14 protein-coding genes are annotated in these 21,891 nt (G+C 60.1%); 5 read left to right on the top strand and 9 right to left on the bottom strand.

The window, feature by feature from the left end; translation table 11 throughout:
- Positions 1-11 precede the first annotated feature (11 nt).
- The 8 genes from L8H52_RS22560 to glnE all read right to left on the bottom strand — a co-directional run bounded on the left by L8H52_RS22560 (position 12) and on the right by glnE (position 10,218).
- The gene (locus L8H52_RS22560; protein WP_242208849.1) at positions 12-1,463 is read right to left on the bottom strand and encodes a lipopolysaccharide kinase InaA family protein; all 1,452 of its coding nucleotides are present in this window, start codon (positions 1,461-1,463) and stop codon (positions 12-14) included.
- A complete protein-coding gene (locus tag L8H52_RS22555; RefSeq protein WP_242208850.1) occupies positions 1,463-2,215 on the bottom strand; it encodes a lipopolysaccharide kinase InaA family protein in 753 nt (250 codons plus the stop codon). Before L8H52_RS22555 ends, L8H52_RS22560 begins: the two co-directional genes overlap by 1 nt.
- Positions 2,212-2,946 carry a lipopolysaccharide kinase InaA family protein gene (locus L8H52_RS22550; RefSeq protein ID WP_242208851.1) on the bottom strand — a complete coding sequence of 245 codons (735 nt, stop codon included), beginning with the start codon at positions 2,944-2,946 and terminating at the stop codon, positions 2,212-2,214. Before L8H52_RS22550 ends, L8H52_RS22555 begins: the two co-directional genes overlap by 4 nt.
- Entirely contained in the window at positions 2,946-3,752 is an 807-nt protein-coding gene (gene rfaP / locus L8H52_RS22545) for a lipopolysaccharide core heptose(I) kinase RfaP (protein WP_016985660.1), read from the bottom strand. The genes L8H52_RS22550 and rfaP overlap by 1 nt, the downstream gene beginning before the upstream one ends.
- Entirely contained in the window at positions 3,752-4,873 is a 1,122-nt protein-coding gene (locus L8H52_RS22540; RefSeq protein ID WP_242208852.1) for a glycosyltransferase family 4 protein, read from the bottom strand. Before L8H52_RS22540 ends, rfaP begins: the two co-directional genes overlap by 1 nt.
- A complete protein-coding gene (waaC, locus tag L8H52_RS22535; RefSeq protein WP_064117144.1) occupies positions 4,873-5,934 on the bottom strand; it encodes a lipopolysaccharide heptosyltransferase I in 1,062 nt (353 codons plus the stop codon). Before waaC ends, L8H52_RS22540 begins: the two co-directional genes overlap by 1 nt.
- Position 5,935: 1 nt before the next feature.
- Entirely contained in the window at positions 5,936-6,970 is a 1,035-nt protein-coding gene (gene waaF / locus L8H52_RS22530) for a lipopolysaccharide heptosyltransferase II (protein WP_242208853.1), read from the bottom strand.
- 308 nt (positions 6,971-7,278) lie between these two features.
- Complete coding sequence (gene glnE, locus L8H52_RS22525) at positions 7,279-10,218, bottom strand: bifunctional [glutamate--ammonia ligase]-adenylyl-L-tyrosine phosphorylase/[glutamate--ammonia-ligase] adenylyltransferase (RefSeq protein ID WP_242208854.1); 2,940 nt, start codon at positions 10,216-10,218, stop codon at positions 7,279-7,281.
- A gap of 384 nt (positions 10,219-10,602) precedes the next feature.
- Between glnE and aceE the strand changes: the two genes are divergently transcribed.
- From aceE to msrA, 5 genes are all read left to right on the top strand, one after another.
- On the top strand, positions 10,603-13,248 hold the full coding sequence (gene aceE / locus L8H52_RS22520; protein WP_007915682.1) for a pyruvate dehydrogenase (acetyl-transferring), homodimeric type: 2,646 nt from the start codon (positions 10,603-10,605) through the stop codon (positions 13,246-13,248).
- 11 nt (positions 13,249-13,259) lie between these two features.
- On the top strand, positions 13,260-15,236 hold the full coding sequence (aceF, locus tag L8H52_RS22515; RefSeq protein ID WP_242208855.1) for a dihydrolipoyllysine-residue acetyltransferase: 1,977 nt from the start codon (positions 13,260-13,262) through the stop codon (positions 15,234-15,236).
- A gap of 277 nt (positions 15,237-15,513) precedes the next feature.
- On the top strand, positions 15,514-16,917 hold the full coding sequence (locus L8H52_RS22510) for an alkaline phosphatase D family protein (protein WP_242208856.1): 1,404 nt from the start codon (positions 15,514-15,516) through the stop codon (positions 16,915-16,917).
- A 246-nt stretch (positions 16,918-17,163) separates the two neighbouring features.
- Positions 17,164-19,860, top strand: coding sequence for a GGDEF and EAL domain-containing protein (locus L8H52_RS22505; protein ID WP_242208857.1), 2,697 nt, complete (start codon positions 17,164-17,166; stop codon positions 19,858-19,860).
- Between the two features lie 193 nt (positions 19,861-20,053).
- Positions 20,054-20,719 carry a peptide-methionine (S)-S-oxide reductase MsrA gene (msrA, locus tag L8H52_RS22500; protein WP_093430120.1) on the top strand — a complete coding sequence of 222 codons (666 nt, stop codon included), beginning with the start codon at positions 20,054-20,056 and terminating at the stop codon, positions 20,717-20,719.
- 130 nt (positions 20,720-20,849) lie between these two features.
- Here msrA and rlmJ read toward each other — a convergent pair whose 3' ends face one another.
- Positions 20,850-21,689: a 23S rRNA (adenine(2030)-N(6))-methyltransferase RlmJ gene (gene rlmJ / locus L8H52_RS22495; RefSeq protein ID WP_064117137.1), complete on the bottom strand. Its 840-nt coding sequence runs from the start codon at positions 21,687-21,689 to the stop codon at positions 20,850-20,852.
- Positions 21,690-21,891 lie beyond the last annotated feature (202 nt).

Raw genomic sequence — 21,891 nt, 5'->3', positions numbered from 1 at the left:
AGTGGTTTGACTCAGGCCGCGCTGGAAATGTCTTTCGGCAAGCGCTGATCAATAATCTGATACAGCGCGCTGCTTTCAGGCCAGTTGCGCATGAATCGCGCGCGGTCTCGGGCATAGGCCGGAGCGAAACTGCCGATAGATCCATGCTGACACATCGAATCCAGGTCAATCAGCGCCCAGCGATCCTGCTGCCAGAACAGGTTGTGCCCCTTGAAGTCGCCATGACTGATGCGCTCGTCAATCAATCGCGCGAACAACAGGTCCAGCGCCTGCAACTCTGCTTCCGGCGCATCGCCATGTTCCACATACGGCGCAAAGCGCTCGATGATATCCGGCCCCGGCAGGAACTCGGTCACCAGATACGCACGACTGCGCAGCCACAAAAAGCGCTTTTCCAGCACCGCCAGCGGTTTGGGCGTGGCGATACCAAGGAACGCCAGGCGATTGCCTTCGCGCCACGAATGCCAGGCCCGACTCGGCCGCCAGAAACGCTTGAGCCAATGCGCAAAGCCCTTGATGTTGTAGCGTTTGATCACCAGCGTGCGCTCACCGGCCTGAACCTTGCCGACGCTTGCCGCACCACCGGTCTTGTACAGATGGCCCTGATCGAGCAATGCATCGGCCTGCTCCAGCACCGGCACCATGGCTGATTCTTCTTCGCGACGGATCGCGCGCAGCGCGAACGCCCCACGCTGCACACTGAACAGCGTGCACTCGCGACCGACCTTGATCAGGAAGTCTTTCAAACGCCAGCGGCGCACTTTGTCGATCTGTTTCTGCAAGGCTTCCAGCGGCAACGCGTGCTCGCTGTTGCTCAACAGGTAATACACCAAAAGCTCTTCGGTAAAAGGCTCCAGCGCTTTGGGCAACTGGGCGAAAAACACCCCGAGGTTTTCCAGGACTTTTTGTCGCGACAGCGGCTGGCCGGCAGTCTCGGCACAAATACCGGCACCGTCGATCAAGTACAACTGACCACCGTGGCGCAGCAGATTGTCCAGATGCAGGTCTTCCTGCCAGAGTCCTTTGCCGTGCAACCGGGCAATGGCGCCGAGCGCCTCGGCCAATACCGCCGATTGCTCGTCGGCCAGTACCGGCAGCGACTCGACCTTCGCCCAGGCATCGCCAAGACTTTCGGCACCTTCAAGGAAATCGAACAGCAGCCAGCCGCCCTCGCCATTCTTCAAACCATCGGCCAGCAGCAACGGCGTCGTCATGCCTTGCGCAGCCAGCAAGCGCACACCTTCCAGCTCACGCTGAAAGTGCCGGGCAGCCTTGCCGCCAACGAGCAATTTGGCCAGCACCGGACGGCCGCGCCAGACACCGGCGCCAACGTAACGCTGCCCCGGCAGGACTCGCAGCAGACTCAGCAACTGCAAATCCGCACTCCCGGCGGCATCAGCCAGAGTCACCGTCAGCGGCAGTTGCGGGGCTCGCCCGACAGTGGCCAGCTCGGACAATTGCATCAACGCGTCTCCTTGTGACTGCGGCGCGCGGTCAGCCGGCCGAGCCAGCTGTCGAGCAGCGTGCTATCGGTCGCCTGATCGAGATAAGCCGCCAGCAACTCACGCAGTTGTGCCTCGTTCCATTCCGGCGCGCGGCGTTGCAGCGGCTCCAGATCCTTGATCCGGTCGCGCATGCCGAACAACAGAGGCCGGGTTTTTTCCAGGTCGATCAATTGCGCTTGATACCCGTCACCGGTTGCCCGCAGAAAAATATGCTTGGGATAGAAGCAGCCGTGCACCTGACGCACACCGTGCAGATGCCGAGCCAGCAATCCACAAGCCTTGAGGATGGCTGAATGCTGTGCAGCACTGAGTTGCGCCCAACGCTGCAACAGCGACTCCAGATCGCTCCAGCCATCGAGCGCGCGGGTCAGCAGGATCGCGCGGACTTCGCCGTCGACTTTGCGCTCACCGAAGAACGCTGCTTGCAGCGCCGGGATACCGAGCTTGCGATAGCGGCTGATGTTGCGAAACTCGCGGGCAAAACTCGGTTCGCCGAAAGGTGCATGCAAGGTACGCGTCAGGTAGTTGCTCTGACGTTTGAGGTAATAACCCTGCCCTTCCAGGTCCAGACGGAAAACGCTGCTCCAGCCGCCACGGGCGGTATTGGGCTCGTCCACAGCTTCAAGCTGCTTGGCCCACAGTGCGTCGAAAGTGCCGAGCCCGTGGCGTTCAAGCAGTGCGCGGTCTTCAGCAGCGAGAAAATCAGTCATTCGCGTCCCTCGAAAAATCTCACCACGTGCCGAATCCGTTTCTTGTCGGCGCTATCAAGCCGATCGCACTGGCGGTATTGCTTGTAGAAGCGCAGGCGTTGGGTATTGGACAGGTGGTATTTGGCGAGTTTATCGAGACAGGCCAGATCCTTGGTGATCCGATACTTGAGCCAGAAGCCGCGCCAGAACTCGCCGTTAGGGCAATCGATCAGAAATATCCGCGCCTGGTCATCGATCAACAGGTTGCGCCATTTCAGATCGTTATGGGTAAATCGGTGATCATGCATCGTCCGGGTATAACCGGCCAGTTGCCGACTGACAGCGTCGACCCAGGCGCCATCCTTGAGCTTCGGATCCTTGCGCTCGGCGAGCGCCGAGAGGTCTTCGGTGTGCGGCAGTTCGCGGGTGATCATCGCGCCTCGATCATACGCCGCACCCCGACGCTCCAGGCCCCAGGCCACCACTTCAGCGGTAGGAATGCCCCACTTGGCGAAACGCTTGAGGTTCTGCCATTCCATTTTTACGCGCGGCTTGCCGAGGTAACGACGCAAGCCTTTACCGGCGCCGACATAGCGTTTGACGTAATAGTTGACGCCATTGCGCTGCACGCGGATGACTTCGGACAGCGGGTCGCGGGTCAGGCGTTCGCCTTGCAATGCGAATACGGCTTCGAGGCTGCCAAAGTCTTCGGCGAGTTCGCTGTATTGCGGCTCAAGCGTCCAACCCGCCATCAGAGCGCATCCCCGTAACGCTGCTTACGCGCATAGAGCTTGTTGGCCTTGCCTTCCAGCCAGCTCAGCAGCGGCGCTTCTTCAGCCAGAATCTGGCGCAGCGGTTGCTGGAAATAACCCTTGAGGAAACGCAGTTTGTCGCGACGGGTCAGGCCGATATCCAGCGCAGAAAAGTACAGCGCCGCCAGATCCTTGTTGCGCCAGCGCTGAGTAATTTTCGCGCGAGTCTGGGCGCGGTGCAGGTCGATCACCGACAGTTTGAAATCTTCCGGCGTCACCGGTTTATCGGTGTGCAGCAAGAAGTGGCAGATGTAGCAGTCGCGGTGATTGACGCCGGCGCGGTGCATCATGCCGGTCATGCGCGCGACCTCAGCGATCAGCGCGCGCTTGAGTTTCGGCTCGGGCGGCTGCTTGATCCAGTCGATGCTGAAGTCTTCGAGGCTGATGGTCGGCGCCAGTTCTTCGGTGACGATGAACGAGTGCTGATCCGCCGGGTTGCTGCCCTTCTCGCCGTACGCGACGGCAGTCATGGTCGGCACGCCGACTTCTTGCAGACGCTGGATGGCTTGCCACTCCTGGCCTGCGCCGAGTACCGGCAGCTTGGCAGTCAGCAGGTTTTTGAAGATTTCGCCCCAGCCGATGCCGCGGTGAATCTTGACGAAAAAGCCGTTGCCGTCGACTTCCGTGCGCAGTGTCCGACGCGCTTCCAGCTCGCGGTATACCTCGCCCTGCAAGCCTTCGACTTCGGCGAACGGATCGCGCCCGGCCCAAAGGCTTTTGAACGGTTCAGCCAGCATCAACTTCATTAAGCGTGCTCCGCCAGAATCACATCGGCCGCGTGCTGCGGCATGCTGTAAAGGTCGGCCGTCTCGGCGAAGGCCAGACCATTGCGGCTCCAGGCCGCGCGTGCAGCGTCGTCATGCAACATTTCGGTCAGGTATTGCGTCAGTTGCGCTTGCTCGAACGGTTCGTCCAGCACTCGCCCGGCGTCTGCCTCGGCAATGTAATGGGCGTAACCGCAGACCGCGCTGACCAGCACCGGCAAACCGGCGACCAGCGCTTCGAGCAATACGGTGCCGGTGTTTTCGTTGTACGCCGGGTGGATCAACAGATCGGCACCGAGCAGGAAACGCGGAATATCGCTGCGGCCCTTGAGGAACGTCACAGTGTCGCCCAGACCTAAAGTTGCACTCTGCATCTGGAACAATTTGGGGTCATCCTGGCCGATTACAAACAGCCGGGTGCGTTTCTTCAGTTCGGCGGGCAAGGCGGCCAGCGCTTTCAGGCTGCGATCAACACCCTTGGTCTTGAAGCCAGAACCGATCTGCACCAGCAGCAGTTCATCGTCCTTCAGGTTGAATTCGGCGCGGAAACCGGCGCGGATTTCGTCAGCATCTGCCGGACGGCGACGATCCTGCGCGATGCCCGGCGGCAGCAAATGGAAGCGCTCGAGCGGCGTGTCGTAATGCTTGATGAACAGCGGCTGCTGCACTTCGGAAATCATCAGCACTTCGGTCTTCGCGTCTTTGGCGAACACCGCGCGCTCGTACTCGGCGAAGTGGCGATAACGGCCCCAGCGACGGTACAAAGAGTTGCGCAGGTTCTGCGCCTTGTCTTCGAAGCAGCCGTCGGCGGCGTAATAAACGTCCAGCCCCGGCATCTTGTTGAAACCGATCAGGCGATCAACCGGGCGCTTGGCCAGATCCGCTTCCATCCACGCACTGAGCTTTTCGTTGCGACGGTGATTGAAGAACGCTTTGACCGGCGCCACCAGCACTTCGAAACCGGGCGGCACGTCGCCTTCCCAGATCAACGTGTAGACGCGGATCTGGTGACCGCGTTTCTGACATTCGAGGGCGATGCGCATGAAGTCGCGCTGCAAGCCACCGAACGGGAAATATTTGTACAGGACGAATGCCAATTGCATCAGCGCAGCTCCTCAGCCATTAACAACGTGCTCAGTCGGCTGGCGACACGCTCGGGGTTCAAACGCGTGAAGCACAGCGGCTGTTCACGCTTCAGGTCAAACTGACGGGCATCCTGCGCGGTCGGTTGATAGGTACATTTCTTTTGCAGGCACGGCGCGCACGGGAAGTCGCTGGCCAGGTGAATCTGCAATTTGCCGTAGGCGCCGGTCAGGCCCGGATTGGTCGGGCCGAACAACGAGATGGTCGGCACGTCCAGTGCAGCGGCCAGATGGCCGAGACCGGTGTCCACCGCGACGCACGCCTGCGCCCCGGCGAGGACTTTGCCGACGCCGGCCAGATTGAGTTTTGGCAGCACTTCGGCGTGCTTGAAACCGGCGGCGATGCGTTCGGCACGAGCCTTTTCCTGCGGGTTGCCCCACGGCAGTTTGACGCCGACGCCGAGATAGCCGACGCGTTCGGTCAGTTCACGCCAGTAACTTTCCGGCCAGTGTTTGGTGTCCCACGTGGTGCCGTGCAGGAACACCACAAAAGCATTTTTGCGCGGCAACTCGACCAGACGTTCGACGTTGAGGCCGTAATCACCGAGGCCTTTGGGCAGGTCGTATCCGAGGGCAATGGCGAACAGTTGGCGCACGCGTTCGACGGCGTGTTGACCACGGGCCACGGCCAGTTTGCGATCGTAAAAACGCGCGGCCATCGGCTCGCGGGCCGAACCTTTATCGAGGCCTGCCACCGGTGCTTTGACGTAACGGGTCAGCCAGGCACTTTTCAGCAAGCCTTGGGCATCAATCACCAAGTCATATTTGTTCGCGCGCACGCTTTGCTTGAAGCGTTTCCACTCGCCGCTGGTGATGGTCTTCCAGAGGTTCTTGCGCCAGCGGCGGATCGCCACCGGAATCACTTTGCCAACGGCCGGATGCCAAGTCGGAATCTCGGCGAAGCCTTCTTCTACCACCCAGTCGAATTTGATCCCGGGAATGGCCCGGGCGGCGTCAGTCAGCGCCGGCAACGCATGAATCACGTCGCCCAGCGATGAAGTCTTGATCAGCAGTACCCGCAACTTAATGAACCTCGACCACGGAGCCCTGCAATTTCTGCAAGGCATCGTTGACCGCGTCCGGCATCAGCTGGCGCAGGCAGTTGTAATGGCCGAAGCGGCAGGTACGATCGAAGCACGGACTGCAATCGAGGCCCAGACGGACCACTTCGACGTGTTCGGCCAGCGGCGGAGTGAAACCCGGCGAGGTCGAGCCGTAGACCGCCACCAATGGACGGTTCAGCGCAGCGGCAACGTGCATCAGGCCGGAATCGTTGGACACCACCGAGTCGGCACAGGACATCAAGTCGATGGCCTCGGCCAGCGAGGTGCCGCCGCTGAGGTTGACCGATTCTTCACGCAGGCCCGGAATCAGCCGTGCACGAATGTCTTCACCGACCGAGTGATCGTTTTTCGAACCGAACAACCAGACCTGCCAGCCTTCGCGGATACGTGCTTCGGCGACTTTGGCGTAGTGCTCGGACGGCCAGCGCTTCGATTCGCCGAACTCGGCGCCGGGGCACAGGGCCAACACTGGGCGGTCGAGCGTCAGGCCAAACTTGGCCAGCGCCGCTTCGCGGGTCACCGGATCGATTTGCAGGCTCGGACGCGGATACGGTTTCGGCAGCTCGGCGTTGGCTTCATAGGCCAACGCCATGAAACGCTCGATCATCAGTGGATAGCGTTCTTTGTCGAGGGTGCGCACGTCGTTGAGCAGACCGTAGCGGAATTCGCCGCGCCAGCCGGTGCGTTTCGGGATGCCAGCGAAAAACGGCACCAGCGCCGATTTCAGCGAGTTCGGCAGCAGGATCGCCTGGTCGTACTGACCACGCAGGGACTTACCGATGCGCCGACGTGTCGCCAATTCCAGCGCGCCGTGACCGAGCGGGAAGCTCAAGGCCTTGCGCACTTCAGGCATGCGCTCAAGGATCGGCCGGCTCCACTCGGGGGCCAGCACGTCGATTTCGCATTGCGGGTGGCGTTGCTTGAGACACTGAAACAGTGTCTGCGCCATCACCATGTCACCGACCCAACTGGGCCCAACGATCAGAATATTCATGTGGTTTCCATAAACGAACCGGGGAGGCATTTACGCCTCCCCGCCTCGATAATCACTGTGGGAACACCGGCGGCTTGCGATGGGTCATTACCTTCAACATGACTGTCGACTGTTACTCCGCTATCGCGAGCAGGCTCGCTCCTACATGGTTTGTTCGTCCTGCTTCAGATCTACAGACACTGTAGATCCCCTGTGGGAGCGAGCTTGCTCGCGAAGGGGCCATCACATCCGACATCGGTGTCGCCTGACACTCCGTCTTCGCGAGCAAGCTCGCTCCCACAGGGTATTGGGTGCTGCACAAACCGGTTTCAGCTTAGCCCCATCTCTTTCCAGATCCGCAAAACCTGCCGCCGTTCTTCGGCAAACTGATCGCCCGGTATCACCCCGGCGTCCTTCTGCAAGGCCTGCCGGTGGGCGGCGGAGCGGTAGGCTTTGTAGGCCTCGCGCAACAGGCTGGCATCTTTGGCCGGCATCAGCCCTTCGTGTTCCAGCTCTTCCAGAATGCGGATGTTATCGGTCCAGCGCAGCAGTGGCGGGTGGCTTTGCGACCACGCCAGAGCCGCGTATTGCACCATAAATTCAATATCGACGATACCACCGGCGTCCTGCTTGAGGTCGAACGGCGCCGTGGCGTCAAAGGCATTTGCCGCTGTACCGGCTGCGGTGCTCTTGGTGCCAAGGTTATCGCGCATCTTCGCACGCATCTCGCTGACTTCCTGTTGCAGCTTGGCCAGATCACGCGGTTTGCCCAATACCTGGGCGCGAACTTTCTCGAACGCCTGGCCGACGTCCTGACTGCCGACCAGTACCCGCGCACGCACCAAGGCCTGATGTTCCCACGTCCAGGCTTCATTTTCCTGATAGCGGGCAAACGCCCCCAGCGAGCTGACCAACAAACCCGAGGCACCGGATGGCCGCAGACGCATGTCCACTTCATAGAGCTGACCGGAGTTGGTCTGCGCCGTCAGCAAGTGAATGATCCGTTGCCCGAGCCGCGTGAAGAACTGCGCGCCATCGATCGACTTCGGCCCGTCGGTTTCCGCCTGCGGATCGCCGTCGTGGATGAACACCAGATCCAGATCGGAACCATGCCCCAGTTCCAGACCGCCGACTTTGCCATAACCGACAATGATGAAGCCCGGCTCGCACAAGGTGCCGTCGGTGCGCAACGGCGTGCCGTATTTGGCCACGGTCTGGCGCCAGGCCAGGGCCAGCACTTGCTCAAGAATCGCCTCGGCCAGCCAGGTCAGGTAATCGCTGACTTTCATCAGCGGCAGGCTGCCGGCGATTTCCGAAGCGGCGACGCGCAAACGGTGCGCCAGCTTGAAATGGCGCAGCGCTTCCATTTGTTGTTCGAGGTCGTCCTCGGGAATCCGCGTCAGGCGCTCGCGCAATTCGGCAGCCAGCTCCGGCGCCAATGGCGGCTTGAACAGGCGACCTTCGTTAAGCAATTCGTCGAGCAACAGCGGGAAGCGCGTGATCTGCTCGGCAATCCACGGGCTCGCCGCACACAGCGTCAGCAAGCGTCGCAAGGCACTGGGGTTTTCCGTCAGCAAGACCAGATAAGCCGAACGCCGGGCAACTGCTTCAACCAGCGGCAAAACCCGCTCAAGCACCAGATCCGGATTGGCGTGTTCAACTGCCTGCGCGAGCAAACGCGGAATAAAAGCATCAAGGCGCTCACGCCCCAACCGCTGCATCGCGCGCAATTGCGGGCTGCTGCGCAATCCGGCCAACGCTTTCAGGGCTTTGCTCGCGTCAGCAAAACCGCCCTCTTCCAACTGCCGGCACGCGGCCTCCTCGTCCTGCGCCTCTTCCCACAGCGGCAACCATTCACCGCCGACCACCACTTCGCTTTCGGCGCCTTCATCTTCATCGGGATCGGCAATCACCTGGGCGAAGTGCCAAGCGACGCGACCGCGCCAGAACATCAGTTTTTCATGGAAAGAATCCCAATCGGCAAAGCCGAGCATGAAGGCAATGCGCGCTTGATCCTGCGCGCCATCCGGCAGCATCTGGGTCTGGCGGTCGGCAATCGCCTGAATCGCGTGCTCGGTGTAACGCAGAAATTCGTAACCCTCGCGCAACTCGCTGATCACCGCCGGCGGTAGATAACCCTGCCCCTCCAGCGTGCTCAACACCTTTAATAGAGGACGCTGCTGCAGGCTCAAGTCGCGACCGCCGTGGATCAACTGAAAGGCCTGAGCAATAAATTCGACCTCGCGGATACCGCCGGAGCCCAGTTTGATGTTGTCGGCCATGCCCTTGCGCCGTACTTCCTGCTGGATCAACTGCTTCATGGTGCGCAGCGCTTCGATCGCCGAGAAGTCCAGGTAACGCCGATAAACAAATGGCCGCAGCATGTCGAGCAGCTGTGCGCCTGCGACCTGATCGCCGGCCACCACCCGCGCCTTGATCATCGCGTAGCGTTCCCAGTCGCGGCCCTGATCCTGGTAATACTGCTCCAGCGCATTAAAGCTCAGCACCAGCGCGCCGGACGAACCGTACGGGCGCAGGCGCATGTCGACGCGGAACACAAAGCCGTCGACGGTCATCGGGTCCAGCGCTTTGATCAGGCGCTGGCCGAGGCGAATGAAGAATTCCTGATTATCCAGCGAGCGCTTCACGCCGACCGTTTCGCCGCCCTCGGGGTAAGCGAAAATCAGATCGATGTCCGAAGACAGGTTCAACTCGACAGCGCCGAGCTTGCCCATGCCGAGGATGACCATCTGCTGCGGCTCACCGCTGCGGCGGCCGGTTGGTGTGCCGAATTGTTCGCAATGGCGGCTGTACAACCATTGATAAGCCTGGTCGATGGTGGCGTCGGCCATGTCCGAAAGATCGCGGCAGGTCTGCACCAGATCGGCCTGCCGGGTGAGATCGCGCCAGATGATCCGCACTTGATGACGAGCGCGCTGACGACGCAGGGCGCGACCGAGTTCGTCTTCACTCTGGGCGGCGTTCACCGCAGCGGCAATCTGCGCACATAATTCACCCGGCGCGAAAGCCCGGTCGAGTTCGCCAGACTGCACCAGCGCAAGCAACATCAAAGGGTCACGAACGCTCTGTTCAATGACGAATTCGCTGGCGGCGGTGACGCGGGCGAACTGCGCCCAGCGCTCTGGTGTCCAGTTGGCGAAGCCGTGATCGTCTTCCAGCGCGGCGACGGCCGTACGGAACGACTGCTCGGATCGAGTGACCAACGGCAGGAGAATGGCGGGCAGTTCGGCAAGCACGGGCAGGGTCATGGTCTATCCTTGATCGGCGTGTAAATGGCCGCTTGTAGTGATTGGTGAAAAGCCGCTACCCAGAGGACTGTCGAACAAAAGTTAGAAATAGCTGAAATTTCTTTCTCTTTGGCAGCGAACATCAAAGTTTCACCTTTTTCGGATGGTAAAAGACCAACCTTAACGATTATTCTCACAACGCAGCCGGAGGCCACAAGCCATTCTTCTGTAGTTTTACTACTCGTCTATACATTCGAAAGGCTGAAATGCCGGAAGATTTGTAGTAAAACTACACGCCGCCGGAACAACCTATCGGCAATCCAAGAATTTTAAATCGTCTGCCCACAAGGCCAGTCGCAAACTCAGGCAACCGATTCTGGAAGCCTTTCCGCCCTGGAGCAAGCCATGCAAGACCTCGATCCCGTCGAAACCCAGGAATGGCTGGACGCCCTGGAATCGGTTCTCGACAAAGAAGGCGAAGACCGTGCTCACTATCTGATGACCCGTATGGGCGAACTCGCGACCCGCAGCGGCTCGCAGCTCCCTTACGCCATCACCACGCCTTACCGCAACACCATCCCGGTAACCCACGAAGCACGCATGCCTGGCGACCTGTTCATGGAACGCCGCATTCGCTCGCTGGTGCGCTGGAACGCGATGGCCATGGTAATGCGTACGAACCTGAAAGATTCTGACCTGGGTGGTCACATCTCCAGCTTCGCTTCCAGTGCGACCCTGTATGACATCGGCTTCAACTACTTCTTCCAGGCCCCGACCGACGAACACGGCGGCGACCTGATCTACTTCCAGGGCCACACCTCGCCAGGCGTTTACGCCCGTGCGTTCATGGAAGGCCGCATCACCGAAGACCAGATGAACAACTTCCGCCAGGAAGTCGACGGTCAGGGCCTGTCGTCCTACCCGCACCCTTGGCTGATGCCTGACTTCTGGCAGTTCCCGACCGTATCGATGGGTCTGGGTCCGATCCAGGCGATCTACCAGGCCCGCTTCATGAAGTACCTGGAACACCGCGGTTTCATCCAGCCGGGCAAACAGAAAGTCTGGTGCTTCCTGGGCGACGGCGAGTGCGACGAGCCGGAATCCCTGGGCGCAATCTCCCTGGCCGGCCGCGAGAAGCTGGACAACCTGATCTTCGTCATCAACTGCAACCTGCAGCGCCTCGACGGCCCGGTTCGCGGCAACGGCAAGATCATCCAGGAACTCGAAGGCGTGTTCCGTGGTGCTCAGTGGAACGTGACCAAAGTCATCTGGGGCCGTTTCTGGGACCCACTGCTGGCCAAAGACGTCGACGGCATCCTGCAACGTCGCATGGACGAAGTCATCGACGGCGAGTACCAGAACTACAAAGCCAAAGACGGCGCGTTCGTCCGTGAGCACTTCTTCAACACGCCAGAACTCAAGGCGATGGTTGCTGATCTGTCCGACGACGAGATCTGGAAACTCAACCGTGGCGGCCACGACCCGTACAAGGTCTATGCGGCTTACCACGAAGCGGTCAACCACAAAGAACAACCTACCGTTATCCTGGCCAAGACCATCAAGGGTTATGGCACCGGTGCCGGCGAAGCGAAAAACACTGCGCACAACACCAAGAAAGTCGATGTCGACAGCCTGAAGTTGTTCCGCGATCGTTTCGACATCCCGGTCAAGGACGAAGAGCTGGAGAACCTGCCGTTCTTCAAGCCAGAGCCAAACAGCGCCGAAGCCCGCTACCTCAGCGAGCGTCGCACTGCACTGGGCGGTTTCGTGCCTCAGCGCCGCGCACAAAGCTTTAGCGTGCCAACCCCGGACCTGGACACCCTCAAGGCGATCCTTGACGGCTCCGGCGACCGTGAGATTTCCACCACCATGGCCTTCGTGCGAATCCTCGCGCAACTGGTCAAGGACAAGGAAATCGGCCCGCGCATCGTTCCGATCATCCCGGACGAAGCCCGTACCTTCGGTATGGAAGGCATGTTCCGTCAGCTCGGCATCTACTCCTCCGTCGGCCAGCTCTACGAGCCAGTCGATAAAGACCAGGTGATGTTCTACAAGGAAGACCAGAAAGGTCAGATCCTTGAAGAAGGCATCAACGAAGCAGGCGCCATGAGCTCGTTCATCGCCGCCGGTACTTCGTACTCCAGCCACAACCAGCCGATGCTGCCGTTCTACATTTTCTACTCGATGTTCGGCTTCCAGCGTATCGGTGACCTGGCCTGGGCCGCTGGCGACAGCCGCACCCGTGGCTTCCTGATCGGCGGCACCGCCGGCCGTACCACCCTGAACGGTGAAGGTCTGCAACACGAAGACGGTCACAGCCACCTTTTGGCTGCAACCATCCCGAACTGCCGCACCTACGATCCAACCTACGGCTACGAGCTGGCGGTGATCATTCAGGACGGCATGAAGAAGATGACCGAAGAGCAACAGGACATCTTCTACTACATCACCGTGATGAACGAGTCGTACCAGCAACCAGCCATGCCGGCCGGTGCCGAAGAAGGCATCAAGAAAGGCATGTACCTGCTCGAAGAAGACACCCGCGATGCGGCGCACCACGTACAGCTGATGGGCTCCGGCACCATCCTGCGTGAAGTCCGTGAAGCGGCGAAGATTCTGCGTGAAGAGTTCAACGTTGGCGCTGACGTCTGGAGCGTTACCAGCTTCAACGAACTGCGTCGCGACGGCCTCGCTGTCGAGCGCAGCAACCGTCTGAAGCCGGGCCAGAAGCCTAAGCTGAGCTACGTCGAAGAGTGCCTGAACGGCCGTAAAGGTCCGGTCATCGCCTCCACCGACTACATGAAGCTGTTCGCCGAGCAGATCCGTCAGTGGGTACCGTCCAAGGAATTCAAAGTCCTCGGCACCGACGGTTTCGGCCGCAGCGACAGCCGCAAGAAACTGCGTCATTTCTTCGAAGTTGACCGTCATTTCGTGGTGTTGGCAGCCCTGGAAGCACTGGCTGACCGTGGTGATATCGAACCTAAGGTGGTGGCTGAGGCCATCGTCAAGTTCGGCATCGACCCGGAAAAACGCAACCCACTGGACTGCTGAGGAGACATTTTGTGAGCGAACTCATTCGCGTACCTGACATCGGCAGCGGTGAAGGTGAAGTAATTGAACTGTTTGTGAAGGTCGGCGACCGCATCGAAGCCGACCAGAGCATCCTGACCCTGGAATCGGACAAGGCCAGCATGGAAGTGCCAGCCCCGAAAGCCGGTGTCATCAAGAGCCTGAAAGTGAAGCTGGGCGACCGCCTGAAAGAAGGCGACGAACTGCTTGAGCTGGAAGTCGAGGGCGCCGCTGAAGCGGCCCCTGCTCCTGCCGCTGCGCCGGCTGCAAAAGCTGAAGCCAAACCGGCTGCCGCTCCTGCTGCCGCTCCTGCTGCCGCTGCACCAGCCGCTGCCCCTGCTGCCGCTTCGGTTCAGCAAGTGCACGTGCCGGACATCGGCTCGTCGGGCAAAGCGCAGATCATCGAGATTCAGGTCAAGGTCGGCGACACCGTCGAAGCTGATCAATCGTTGATCACTCTGGAATCCGACAAGGCGAGCATGGAAATCCCGTCGCCTGCCGCTGGCGTGGTCAAGGCCATCAGCGTCAAGCTCAACGACGAAGTCGGCACTGGCGACCTGATTCTGGACCTGGAAGTGGCGGGTGCTGCGGCCCCTGCGGCTGCCGCTCCGGCTCAGGCTGCTGCACCGGCCGCTGCCGCTGCGCCTGCTCCGGCAGCCGCGCCAGCAGCACCGGTTGCTGACAGTGTTCAGGACATCCACGTTCCGGACATCGGTTCGGCTGGCAAAGCCAAGATCATCGAAGTGTTGGTCAAGGCTGGCGACAGTGTTGAAGCCGACCAGTCGCTGATCACTCTGGAATCCGACAAGGCGAGCATGGAAATCCCATCGCCTGCCGCTGGTGTGGTGGAAAGCGTTTCCATCAAGCTGGATGACGAAGTCGGTACCGGCGACCTGATTCTGAAGCTGAAAGTCAAAGGCGCGGCGCCTGCTGCTGCCCCGGCTCCAGCTGCCGCCGCTGCTGCTCCGAGCGCTCCGGCACCTGCCGCTGCTGCTCCGGCTGCCGCTGCACCTGCTGCCGCTCCAGCCGCCGCACCGACCAAGCCGGGCGCGAAAGTTCACGCCGGCCCAGCCGTGCGTCAACTGGCCCGTGAGTTCGGCGTCGAGCTGAACGCTGTCGGCGCCAGCGGCCCGCACGGTCGTATCTTGAAAGAAGACGTGCAGGTTTACGTCAAAGCGATGATGCAGAAGGCCAAGGAAGCACCGGCCGCTGCTGCTGGCGCAACCGGTGGCGGGGGCATCCCGCCGATTCCGGTCGTCGACTTCAGCCGTTTCGGCGAAATCGAAGAAGTGCCAATGACTCGCTTGATGCAGATCGGCGCGTCGAGCCTGCACCGCAGCTGGCTGAACATCCCGCACGTGACTCAGTTCGATTCGGCTGATATCACCGAGCTGGAAGCCTTCCGCGTTGCACAGAAAGCCGTTGCAGAGAAGGCTGGCGTCAAGCTGACCATCCTGCCGCTGCTGCTCAAGTCGTGCGCGCACATGCTCAAGGAGCTGCCGGACTTCAACAGTTCGCTGGCACCAAGCGGCAAGGCGATCATCCGCAAGAAATACGTGAACATCGGCTTCGCCGTCGACACCCCGGATGGCCTGCTGGTACCGGTCATCAAGAACGTCGACCAGAAGAGTCTGCTGCAACTGGCAGCCGAAGCCGCTGCGCTGGCCGCCAAAGCCCGCGACAAGAAGCTCACCGCTGACGACATGCAAGGCGCCTGCTTCACCATTTCCAGCCTCGGCCACATTGGCGGCACCGGCTTCACGCCGATCGTCAACGCGCCGGAAGTGGCGATCCTCGGTGTTTCCAAGGCAACCATCCAGCCAGTCTGGGACGGCAAAGCCTTCCAGCCGAAACTGATGCTGCCGCTGTCGCTGTCCTACGATCACCGTGTGATCAACGGCGCCGCTGCCGCACGCTTCACCCAGCGTCTGGGCAGCCTGCTGGCGGACATCCGCACGATCCTGCTGTAACTCGATCGGCCCTCCGGCGACGGAGGGCCGATTGCTGCACCCTTTCGAGCGCCACACGCTCGTACTTCAACCCCGTCAGTTTGGCGGGGCTTTTTTTTGCCTGAAGAAAACCCGGGCCGTCTTTTTCCCACAACCTGCGCTGATTTCGGCCACAGCACTGGTCGACTTGACCCCGATCTTTTTTATTCGATACGCAACTAACCTAGGCGCAACCAATTTAACTAAGCAACGTTTACAAACTTCATCACTTATTCAAATTCATTCGAATGGATTCGACATGTTAAAACCAACTATCGGCCCAATTATCGGCCACGTTACAACTAATCACGCACGCCTGTTCATACGTGGCAACCGGCAGAACAATGCCTTGGTATTTGCCGGCATACGTTATCGCGTCGCCGGTGCACAACAGTGGTCAAACGGTAACTTCGCACGCCTGAGCGAGTTGCGTGATATGTCGCATGTGTTCGCCCTCAACAACTTGAGCAGCGACACCGAGTATGAATATCAGACTGGCTGGTTCAGTCCGATGAGTCCCGTGCATACCCCGGACAGCGTCGCCGAACTGCCGCTGCAATGGCCACGCGAGATCTATCGCCTGCGCACCCGCTCCAGCAAAGCCCGGCAGCCCAGAGCCTACATCGTCGGCTCCTGCCGCTATCTGCGCATGACCGCCGGCATCGCCTCCCTGCCACAACTGGGCGACCGGATCTTTGCCTCCATCAACCAGGTGATCGAAGGCATACAACCGCCAATCAGCGCAGTAATGATGACCGGCGACCAAATCTACGTCGACGATTTGAATCTGATCGCACCCGATCGCGAATACAAAGACATCCTCAACAAATACCGCGCCGCGTTTTCCCAACCGAACATTCAACGTTTGATGTCGGGCACTTCGACTTACATGATTCTCGACGATCATGAAATCGAAGATAACTGGCCCGCCAATGCTGGCAAGTCTGACGGTGATTTATACCGTAATGCCATGGCCGCTTATGATTTGTATCAGGCCAGTCATAGTCCGGCACATCCGCTGACAACTAAAGGTGAAGTAGATCACTCGACACTGGAACATTACTGGTATCAATTCAGTGACGGCGATATCGAATGGTTTGTGACTGATAGTCGCACCCGCCGTAACTTGTCAGCCGATGACCGACGCATCCTCGACGAGGCACAGGAACAGGCTCTGCTCAAATGGCTGATCAACAGCACCGCGCGGGTCAAGTTCGTGGTGACCAGCGTGATGTTCTATCCGGATCGCAAACTTCACGGCGATGATGCCTGGAAAGCCTTTCCCGAGCAGCGTCTGCGCCTGCTGGAAACCATCCGCACCCGCCGTATCAAGAATGTCGTGTTCATCTCCGGGGACGTGCATGGTTCGCTGACCGCCCGCCTGAGTCACAGCGAAGACCCGGACTTCGAAGTCCACACCGTGGTGTCCTCGCCGCTGTGCAACAGCAAACTGTTGCCGTATGCCAAGGCATCGACGTTCATTCTCGACCAGCCACTGGTGCAAACGGCAGCGGGCGATTACCGGCATGAGCTGACCAGCACGGTGGTCAGTGAAGACAATTTCGCCCATATGGTGGTCGAGGCTGAACGGATTGTGGTCAATTACCATGATCGCGATGGCAAACAGTTGCAGTCGATTGCCATAAAACTGCGCCAAGCCTAAATGATCGCAGCCTTCGGCAGCTCCTACGGAGGACGCATTGCCCTGTAGACACTGGTGAAGGCTGCAATCTTTTGCTCATTTCAACGACGTGCTGGAGAAATGTTCAGCGCAGCCGACACATTCTTATAGCACTTGGCCTTCATGTCTCTTGTCAGTCGGTGCCGCAATGATGCAACCTTGCCGCAGGCAACAGTAAAGAGGGCGAGAGCCCAGCGCGTTCAGCATATTTCCAAGCGAGTTCCCTTCATGAAGAGCCAACCCGATGCCGCCAGCCGTATGGCGGCCGAGGTAGTGACGCAGTTGCCTGTGCCCTCGCGGCTCGGCATGCTGCGTTTCGAGCGCTTGAATGAAGCCAGCTGGGCCATGCTGTTCCTCGATCCAAACTGTGAACGCCAGTTCGGCCAGCCGGCTGTCGAGCTTTGCGCGCTGGTCGGCTCCCCCTACGCCAGCCTGATGGAACCGGAAGCGCGTTATCAGTTGCACGACGCGATCCAGCAACAGCTGACCGCCAGCCCGCATTATCTGGTGCGTTACACCCTGCATACCGCAGCCGGTGCGCTGAGCATTCTGGAACTGGGCGAAGCCTACAAACAACACAACCGTCACCTGCTGCGCGGCTATCTGCTGGCGGTCGATCACATATTCGATGAAGTGCCGCTGCCGCCCTCCGTCGACCTCGAAACACAGAATTCGCGCCTGCAAATTGCCCTTGAACTCAATCAACGCGCGCAGCAGGAACAACTGCAACACCTGGAACGCGTACGCGCTCAACAGGACTTGATTCTGCTGCTCGCACGTCAGCGCTACAGCACGCACAACTCGCTGCAGGAAGCCGCCGAACTGATCACCCGCTGTGCCTGCGATATTTATGAGATCGACTGCGCCAGCCTGTGGAACCTCGAAGGCCAGCAACTGGTGCCGATCTCCGCGTATCACCGCGCGACCCAGGAGTACATTCTCCCGGACGTGATCGATATCAGCAGCTTCCCCGATTACATGGAAGCTCTGCACGGCAGCCGTGCCATCGACGCGCACAATGCGATGCGCGACCCGCGCACCCGTGAAATGGCCGAAGCTCTGCGCCCGCGCGACGTCAACGCGATGCTCGACGCCAGTATTCGCGTCGATGGCCAGGTGGTCGGCGTGCTGTGCCTGGAGCAGACCGGCGTCACCCGCGCCTGGCAGTCCGACGAAATCGCCTTTGCCGGCGAACTGGCCGACCAGTTCGCGCAAGTCATCAACAACCACAACCGCCGCACCGCCACCAGCGCCCTGCACCTGTTCCAACGTGCGGTCGAGCAAAGCGCCAACGCGTTTTTGCTGGTCAATTGCGACGGCGTGGTCGAGTACGTCAACCCGAGCTTCACCGCGATCACCCAGTACACCACCGAAGAAGTCCACGGTCAGCGCCTGTCCGAGCTACCGGCGCTGGAAAACCTCAGCGAGCTGCTGTTCGACGCGCCCTCGGCGCTGGCCAAAAGCAACAGCTGGCAGGGCGAATTCAAGAGCCGCCGGAAAAACCTCGAACCGTACTGGGGCCAGTTGTCGATCTCCAAGGTGTACGGCGACAACCGTGAGCTGACGCACTACATCGGCATCTATGAAGACATCACCCAGACCAAACTGGCGCAGCAGCGCATTGAACGTCTGGCCTACACCGACAACCTGACCAACCTCGGCAATCGCCCGGCGTTTATCCGCAATCTGGACGAACGCTTCGCCCGCGATAGCGATACGCCGATCAGCCTGTTGCTGGTGGACATCGACAACTTCAAGCGGATCAACGACAGCCTCGGTCACCAGACTGGCGATAAACTGCTGATCAGCCTTGCTCGGCGCCTGCGTAATAGCCTGAGCCCAAGTGGCAGCCTGGCGCGATTCGCCAGTAACGAGTTTGCGGTATTGCTCGACGACACCGACCTTGCCGCCGGCCAGCAGATTGCCAACCAGTTGCTGGCGACTCTCGACAAACCGATGTTCGTCGACAACCAGTTGATCAGCGTCACCGGCTCCGTGGGCCTGGCCTGCGCGCCGCTGCACGGCCGCGACCCGCAAACGCTGATGCGTAACGCCGGTCTGGCGCTGCACAAGGCCAAGGCCAACGGCAAACATCAGGTGCAGGTCTTCACCGAAGCGTTGAATGCCGAGGCCAGCTACAAACTGTTCGTCGAGAACAACCTGCGCCGCGCCCTGACCCAAAACGAACTGGACGTGTTCTACCAGCCCAAGCTGTGCCTGCGCAGCGGTCGTCTGCTGGGCATGGAGGCACTGTTGCGCTGGAACCACCCGGAACGCGGCATGATCCGCCCGGACCAGTTCATCAGCGTCGCCGAAGAAACCGGCCTGATCATTCCGATCGGCAAGTGGATCGCGCGCCAGGCCTGCCGCATGAGCAAAGCGCTGACCGCTGCCGGGATGGGCAATCTGCAAGTGGCGATCAACCTGTCGCCGAAACAGTTCTCCGACCCGGATCTGGTCGCCTCCATCGCCAACATCCTCAAGGAAGAAGCGCTGCCGGCCAATCTGCTCGAACTGGAACTGACCGAAGGCCTGTTGCTGGAAGCCACCGAAGACACGCACTTGCAGCTTGATCAGCTCAAGCGCCTCGGGCTGACGCTGGCCATGGACGACTTCGGCACCGGTTATTCGTCGCTGAGCTATCTGAAGAAATTCCCGATCGACATCATCAAGATCGATCGCAGCTTCATCCATGAAATCCCCGACAACCAGGACGACATGGAAATCACCTCGGCGGTGATCGCCATGGCGCACAACCTGAAACTCAAGGTCGTGGCCGAAGGCATCGAGACCGCCGAGCAGTTGGCGTTCCTCCGTCGGCACCGCTGCGACGTCGGCCAGGGTTACCTGTTCGACCGGCCGATTCCGGGCGGCGAGCTGATCCAGGCCCTGAAGCGCTACCCGCGTGGCCCGCTCTGCCTGTAAATCCCATCTGCCGAAGATCTCCTGTGGGAGCGAGCCTGCTCGCGAAGGCGGTGTATCAGCCAACATTTCTCCCGCCTGACCCACCGCTTTCGCGAGCAGGCTCGCTCCCACATTTGGATAGTGCGAAGTCGGGCATCATTGGGCACACTGGCGGTCTGACTTTTTACATCCAACCTGACTGAGAGGAACGATCATGGTTCTGCGCTCGGAAATTCTGGTGAACAAAAACGTGCTCCCGACTAAAGAACAAGCTCTGCCCGGCCGCGAAACCGCGATGACCCTGCCTGAAAAGCACTTCGTCTTCGAAGAAACCCCGCTGCTTGGCCCGTTTTTCCAGGACGTCGATTTTGCGATTTTCGGTCTGGGCTGCTTCTGGGGCGCCGAGCGCCGTTTCTGGCAGCGTGAAGGCGTAGTCAGCACGGTCGTCGGTTATGCCGGCGGCTTCACACCGAATCCGACTTACGAAGAAGTCTGCTCGGGCCTGACCGGTCACGCCGAAGTGGTGCTGGTGGTGTATGACAAGGCCAAAGTCAGCTACGAAGAGTTGTTGGCGATGTTCTGGGAACTGCACAACCCGACGCAGGGCATGCGTCAGGGCAACGACATCGGCACGCAGTACCGTTCGGTGATCTACGCGACCTCGCCTGAGCATCTGGACGCGGCGCTGAAAAGCAAAGCGACCTATCAGGCCGAGCTGTCGAAAGCAGGTCTGGGGGAAATCAGCACCGAGATCGAACAGGCGCCGACCGTGTACTTCGCCGAGGCGTATCACCAGCAGTATCTGGCGAAGAATCCTGAGGGTTATTGCGGGATCGGCGGCACCGGCGTGTGCATGCCACCGAGCCTGGCGGGTAACTGACCCCGTCGACGGATCGTTCCCACGCTCTGCGTGGGAATGCCTCAATGGACGCTATGCGTCCGCTGTTGGGACGCGGAGCGTCCCGGCTGCATTCCCACGCGGAGCGTGGGAACGATCATCTTGCCGTTGATCAACTCTCGGCAATCAACCAATCCATCTGCCAGCCACCCTGAGTCTGCCCCAGCTTCTTCGACAACCACGGCAGCAGCTCACGCAATTCTTCCTCCAGCCCCCACGGCGGATTGGCAATCGCCATGCCCGAACCGTTCAGGCTGTTCGGCGTATCCAGCGGATGCACCAGCAGCTCCACGCGCAACAACTTCGGCGCACCGGTGCCGGCCAGATCCTGATAGAACCGACGCAACGCACGCTGATCCTTCACCGGATACCAGATCGCCGCCACGGTTTGACGCATACGGCCAATCGCCTCTTTCAACGACGCTGCGCAACGCTGCATCTCGTCGAGCTGTTCGAACGGCGGGTCGATCAACATCACCGCGCGTTTTTCCTGAACCGGCAACATCGCCCGAGCGACGTGCCACCCTTCGCCGAGATGAACCTTGACCCGCCGATCGCCGGCCATGTTGTCCTTGAGCAGCACGCCGTCTTCCGGGTGCTTCTCGTTGAGCATCACCCGATCCTGCGGGCGGGTCAGACGCCGCGCCAGCTCCGGCGAACCCGGGTAGTAGCGCAACTGGCCATCCGGGTTCATCTCGTGCAGCACCTTCATGTAGTCGGCGGTCAGCGCCGGCAGATCCGGCTGCTCCCACAAGCGCGCGATGCCTTCCAGGTACTCGCCAGTGCGATTGGCCTGATCGCCCTGCAAGTCATACAGACCGATGCCGGCATGCGTGTCGAGATAGGCAAACGGCTGCTCCTTGCGCGACATCAGGGCGATGAGGCGGGTCAAGGTCAGGTGTTTGAACACATCGGCGTGATTGCCGGCATGGAAGGCGTGACGATAATTCATGGTTGCTCCTGCGAAGGGCGCAAAGTTTACCTTTTACTGGGCGGCAAGTCAGGGGTTCACAGCCGAGCGGACAAAAGCCTGCCCTCACCCTAGCCCTCTCCCGGAGGGAGAGGGGACTGACGGTGTTGATCCTGCGAGTTACATCGACCTGAAAGATCGACGTGATCTCAGGTTTGGCCAAGCGAAGATCAGCACAGAAGTT

Origin of the sequence: Pseudomonas sp. CROZ-RG-20F-R04-15 (genome assembly GCF_022662375.1) — a bacterium.
Taxonomy (GTDB): Bacteria; Pseudomonadota; Gammaproteobacteria; order Pseudomonadales; family Pseudomonadaceae; genus Aquipseudomonas.
The sequence above is the reverse complement of the archived record's forward strand: the minus strand, read 5'-3'. Positions and strand labels throughout refer to the sequence as shown.

Coding starts and splice junctions, on each gene's coding strand:
- waaF (WP_242208853.1), bottom strand. CDS start 6,970: ATGAATATTCTGATCGTTGGGCCCAGTTGGGTCGGTGACATGGTGATG.
- L8H52_RS22540 (WP_242208852.1), bottom strand. CDS start 4,873: ATGCAATTGGCATTCGTCCTGTACAAATATTTCCCGTTCGGTGGCTTG.
- L8H52_RS22550 (WP_242208851.1), bottom strand. CDS start 2,946: ATGGCGGGTTGGACGCTTGAGCCGCAATACAGCGAACTCGCCGAAGAC.
- aceE (WP_007915682.1), top strand. CDS start 10,603: ATGCAAGACCTCGATCCCGTCGAAACCCAGGAATGGCTGGACGCCCTG.
- msrA (WP_093430120.1), top strand. CDS start 20,054: ATGGTTCTGCGCTCGGAAATTCTGGTGAACAAAAACGTGCTCCCGACT.
- L8H52_RS22560 (WP_242208849.1), bottom strand. CDS start 1,463: ATGCAATTGTCCGAGCTGGCCACTGTCGGGCGAGCCCCGCAACTGCCG.
- L8H52_RS22505 (WP_242208857.1), top strand. CDS start 17,164: ATGAAGAGCCAACCCGATGCCGCCAGCCGTATGGCGGCCGAGGTAGTG.
- rfaP (WP_016985660.1), bottom strand. CDS start 3,752: ATGAAGTTGATGCTGGCTGAACCGTTCAAAAGCCTTTGGGCCGGGCGC.
- rlmJ (WP_064117137.1), bottom strand. CDS start 21,689: ATGAATTATCGTCACGCCTTCCATGCCGGCAATCACGCCGATGTGTTC.
- glnE (WP_242208854.1), bottom strand. CDS start 10,218: ATGACCCTGCCCGTGCTTGCCGAACTGCCCGCCATTCTCCTGCCGTTG.
- L8H52_RS22510 (WP_242208856.1), top strand. CDS start 15,514: ATGTTAAAACCAACTATCGGCCCAATTATCGGCCACGTTACAACTAAT.
- L8H52_RS22555 (WP_242208850.1), bottom strand. CDS start 2,215: ATGACTGATTTTCTCGCTGCTGAAGACCGCGCACTGCTTGAACGCCAC.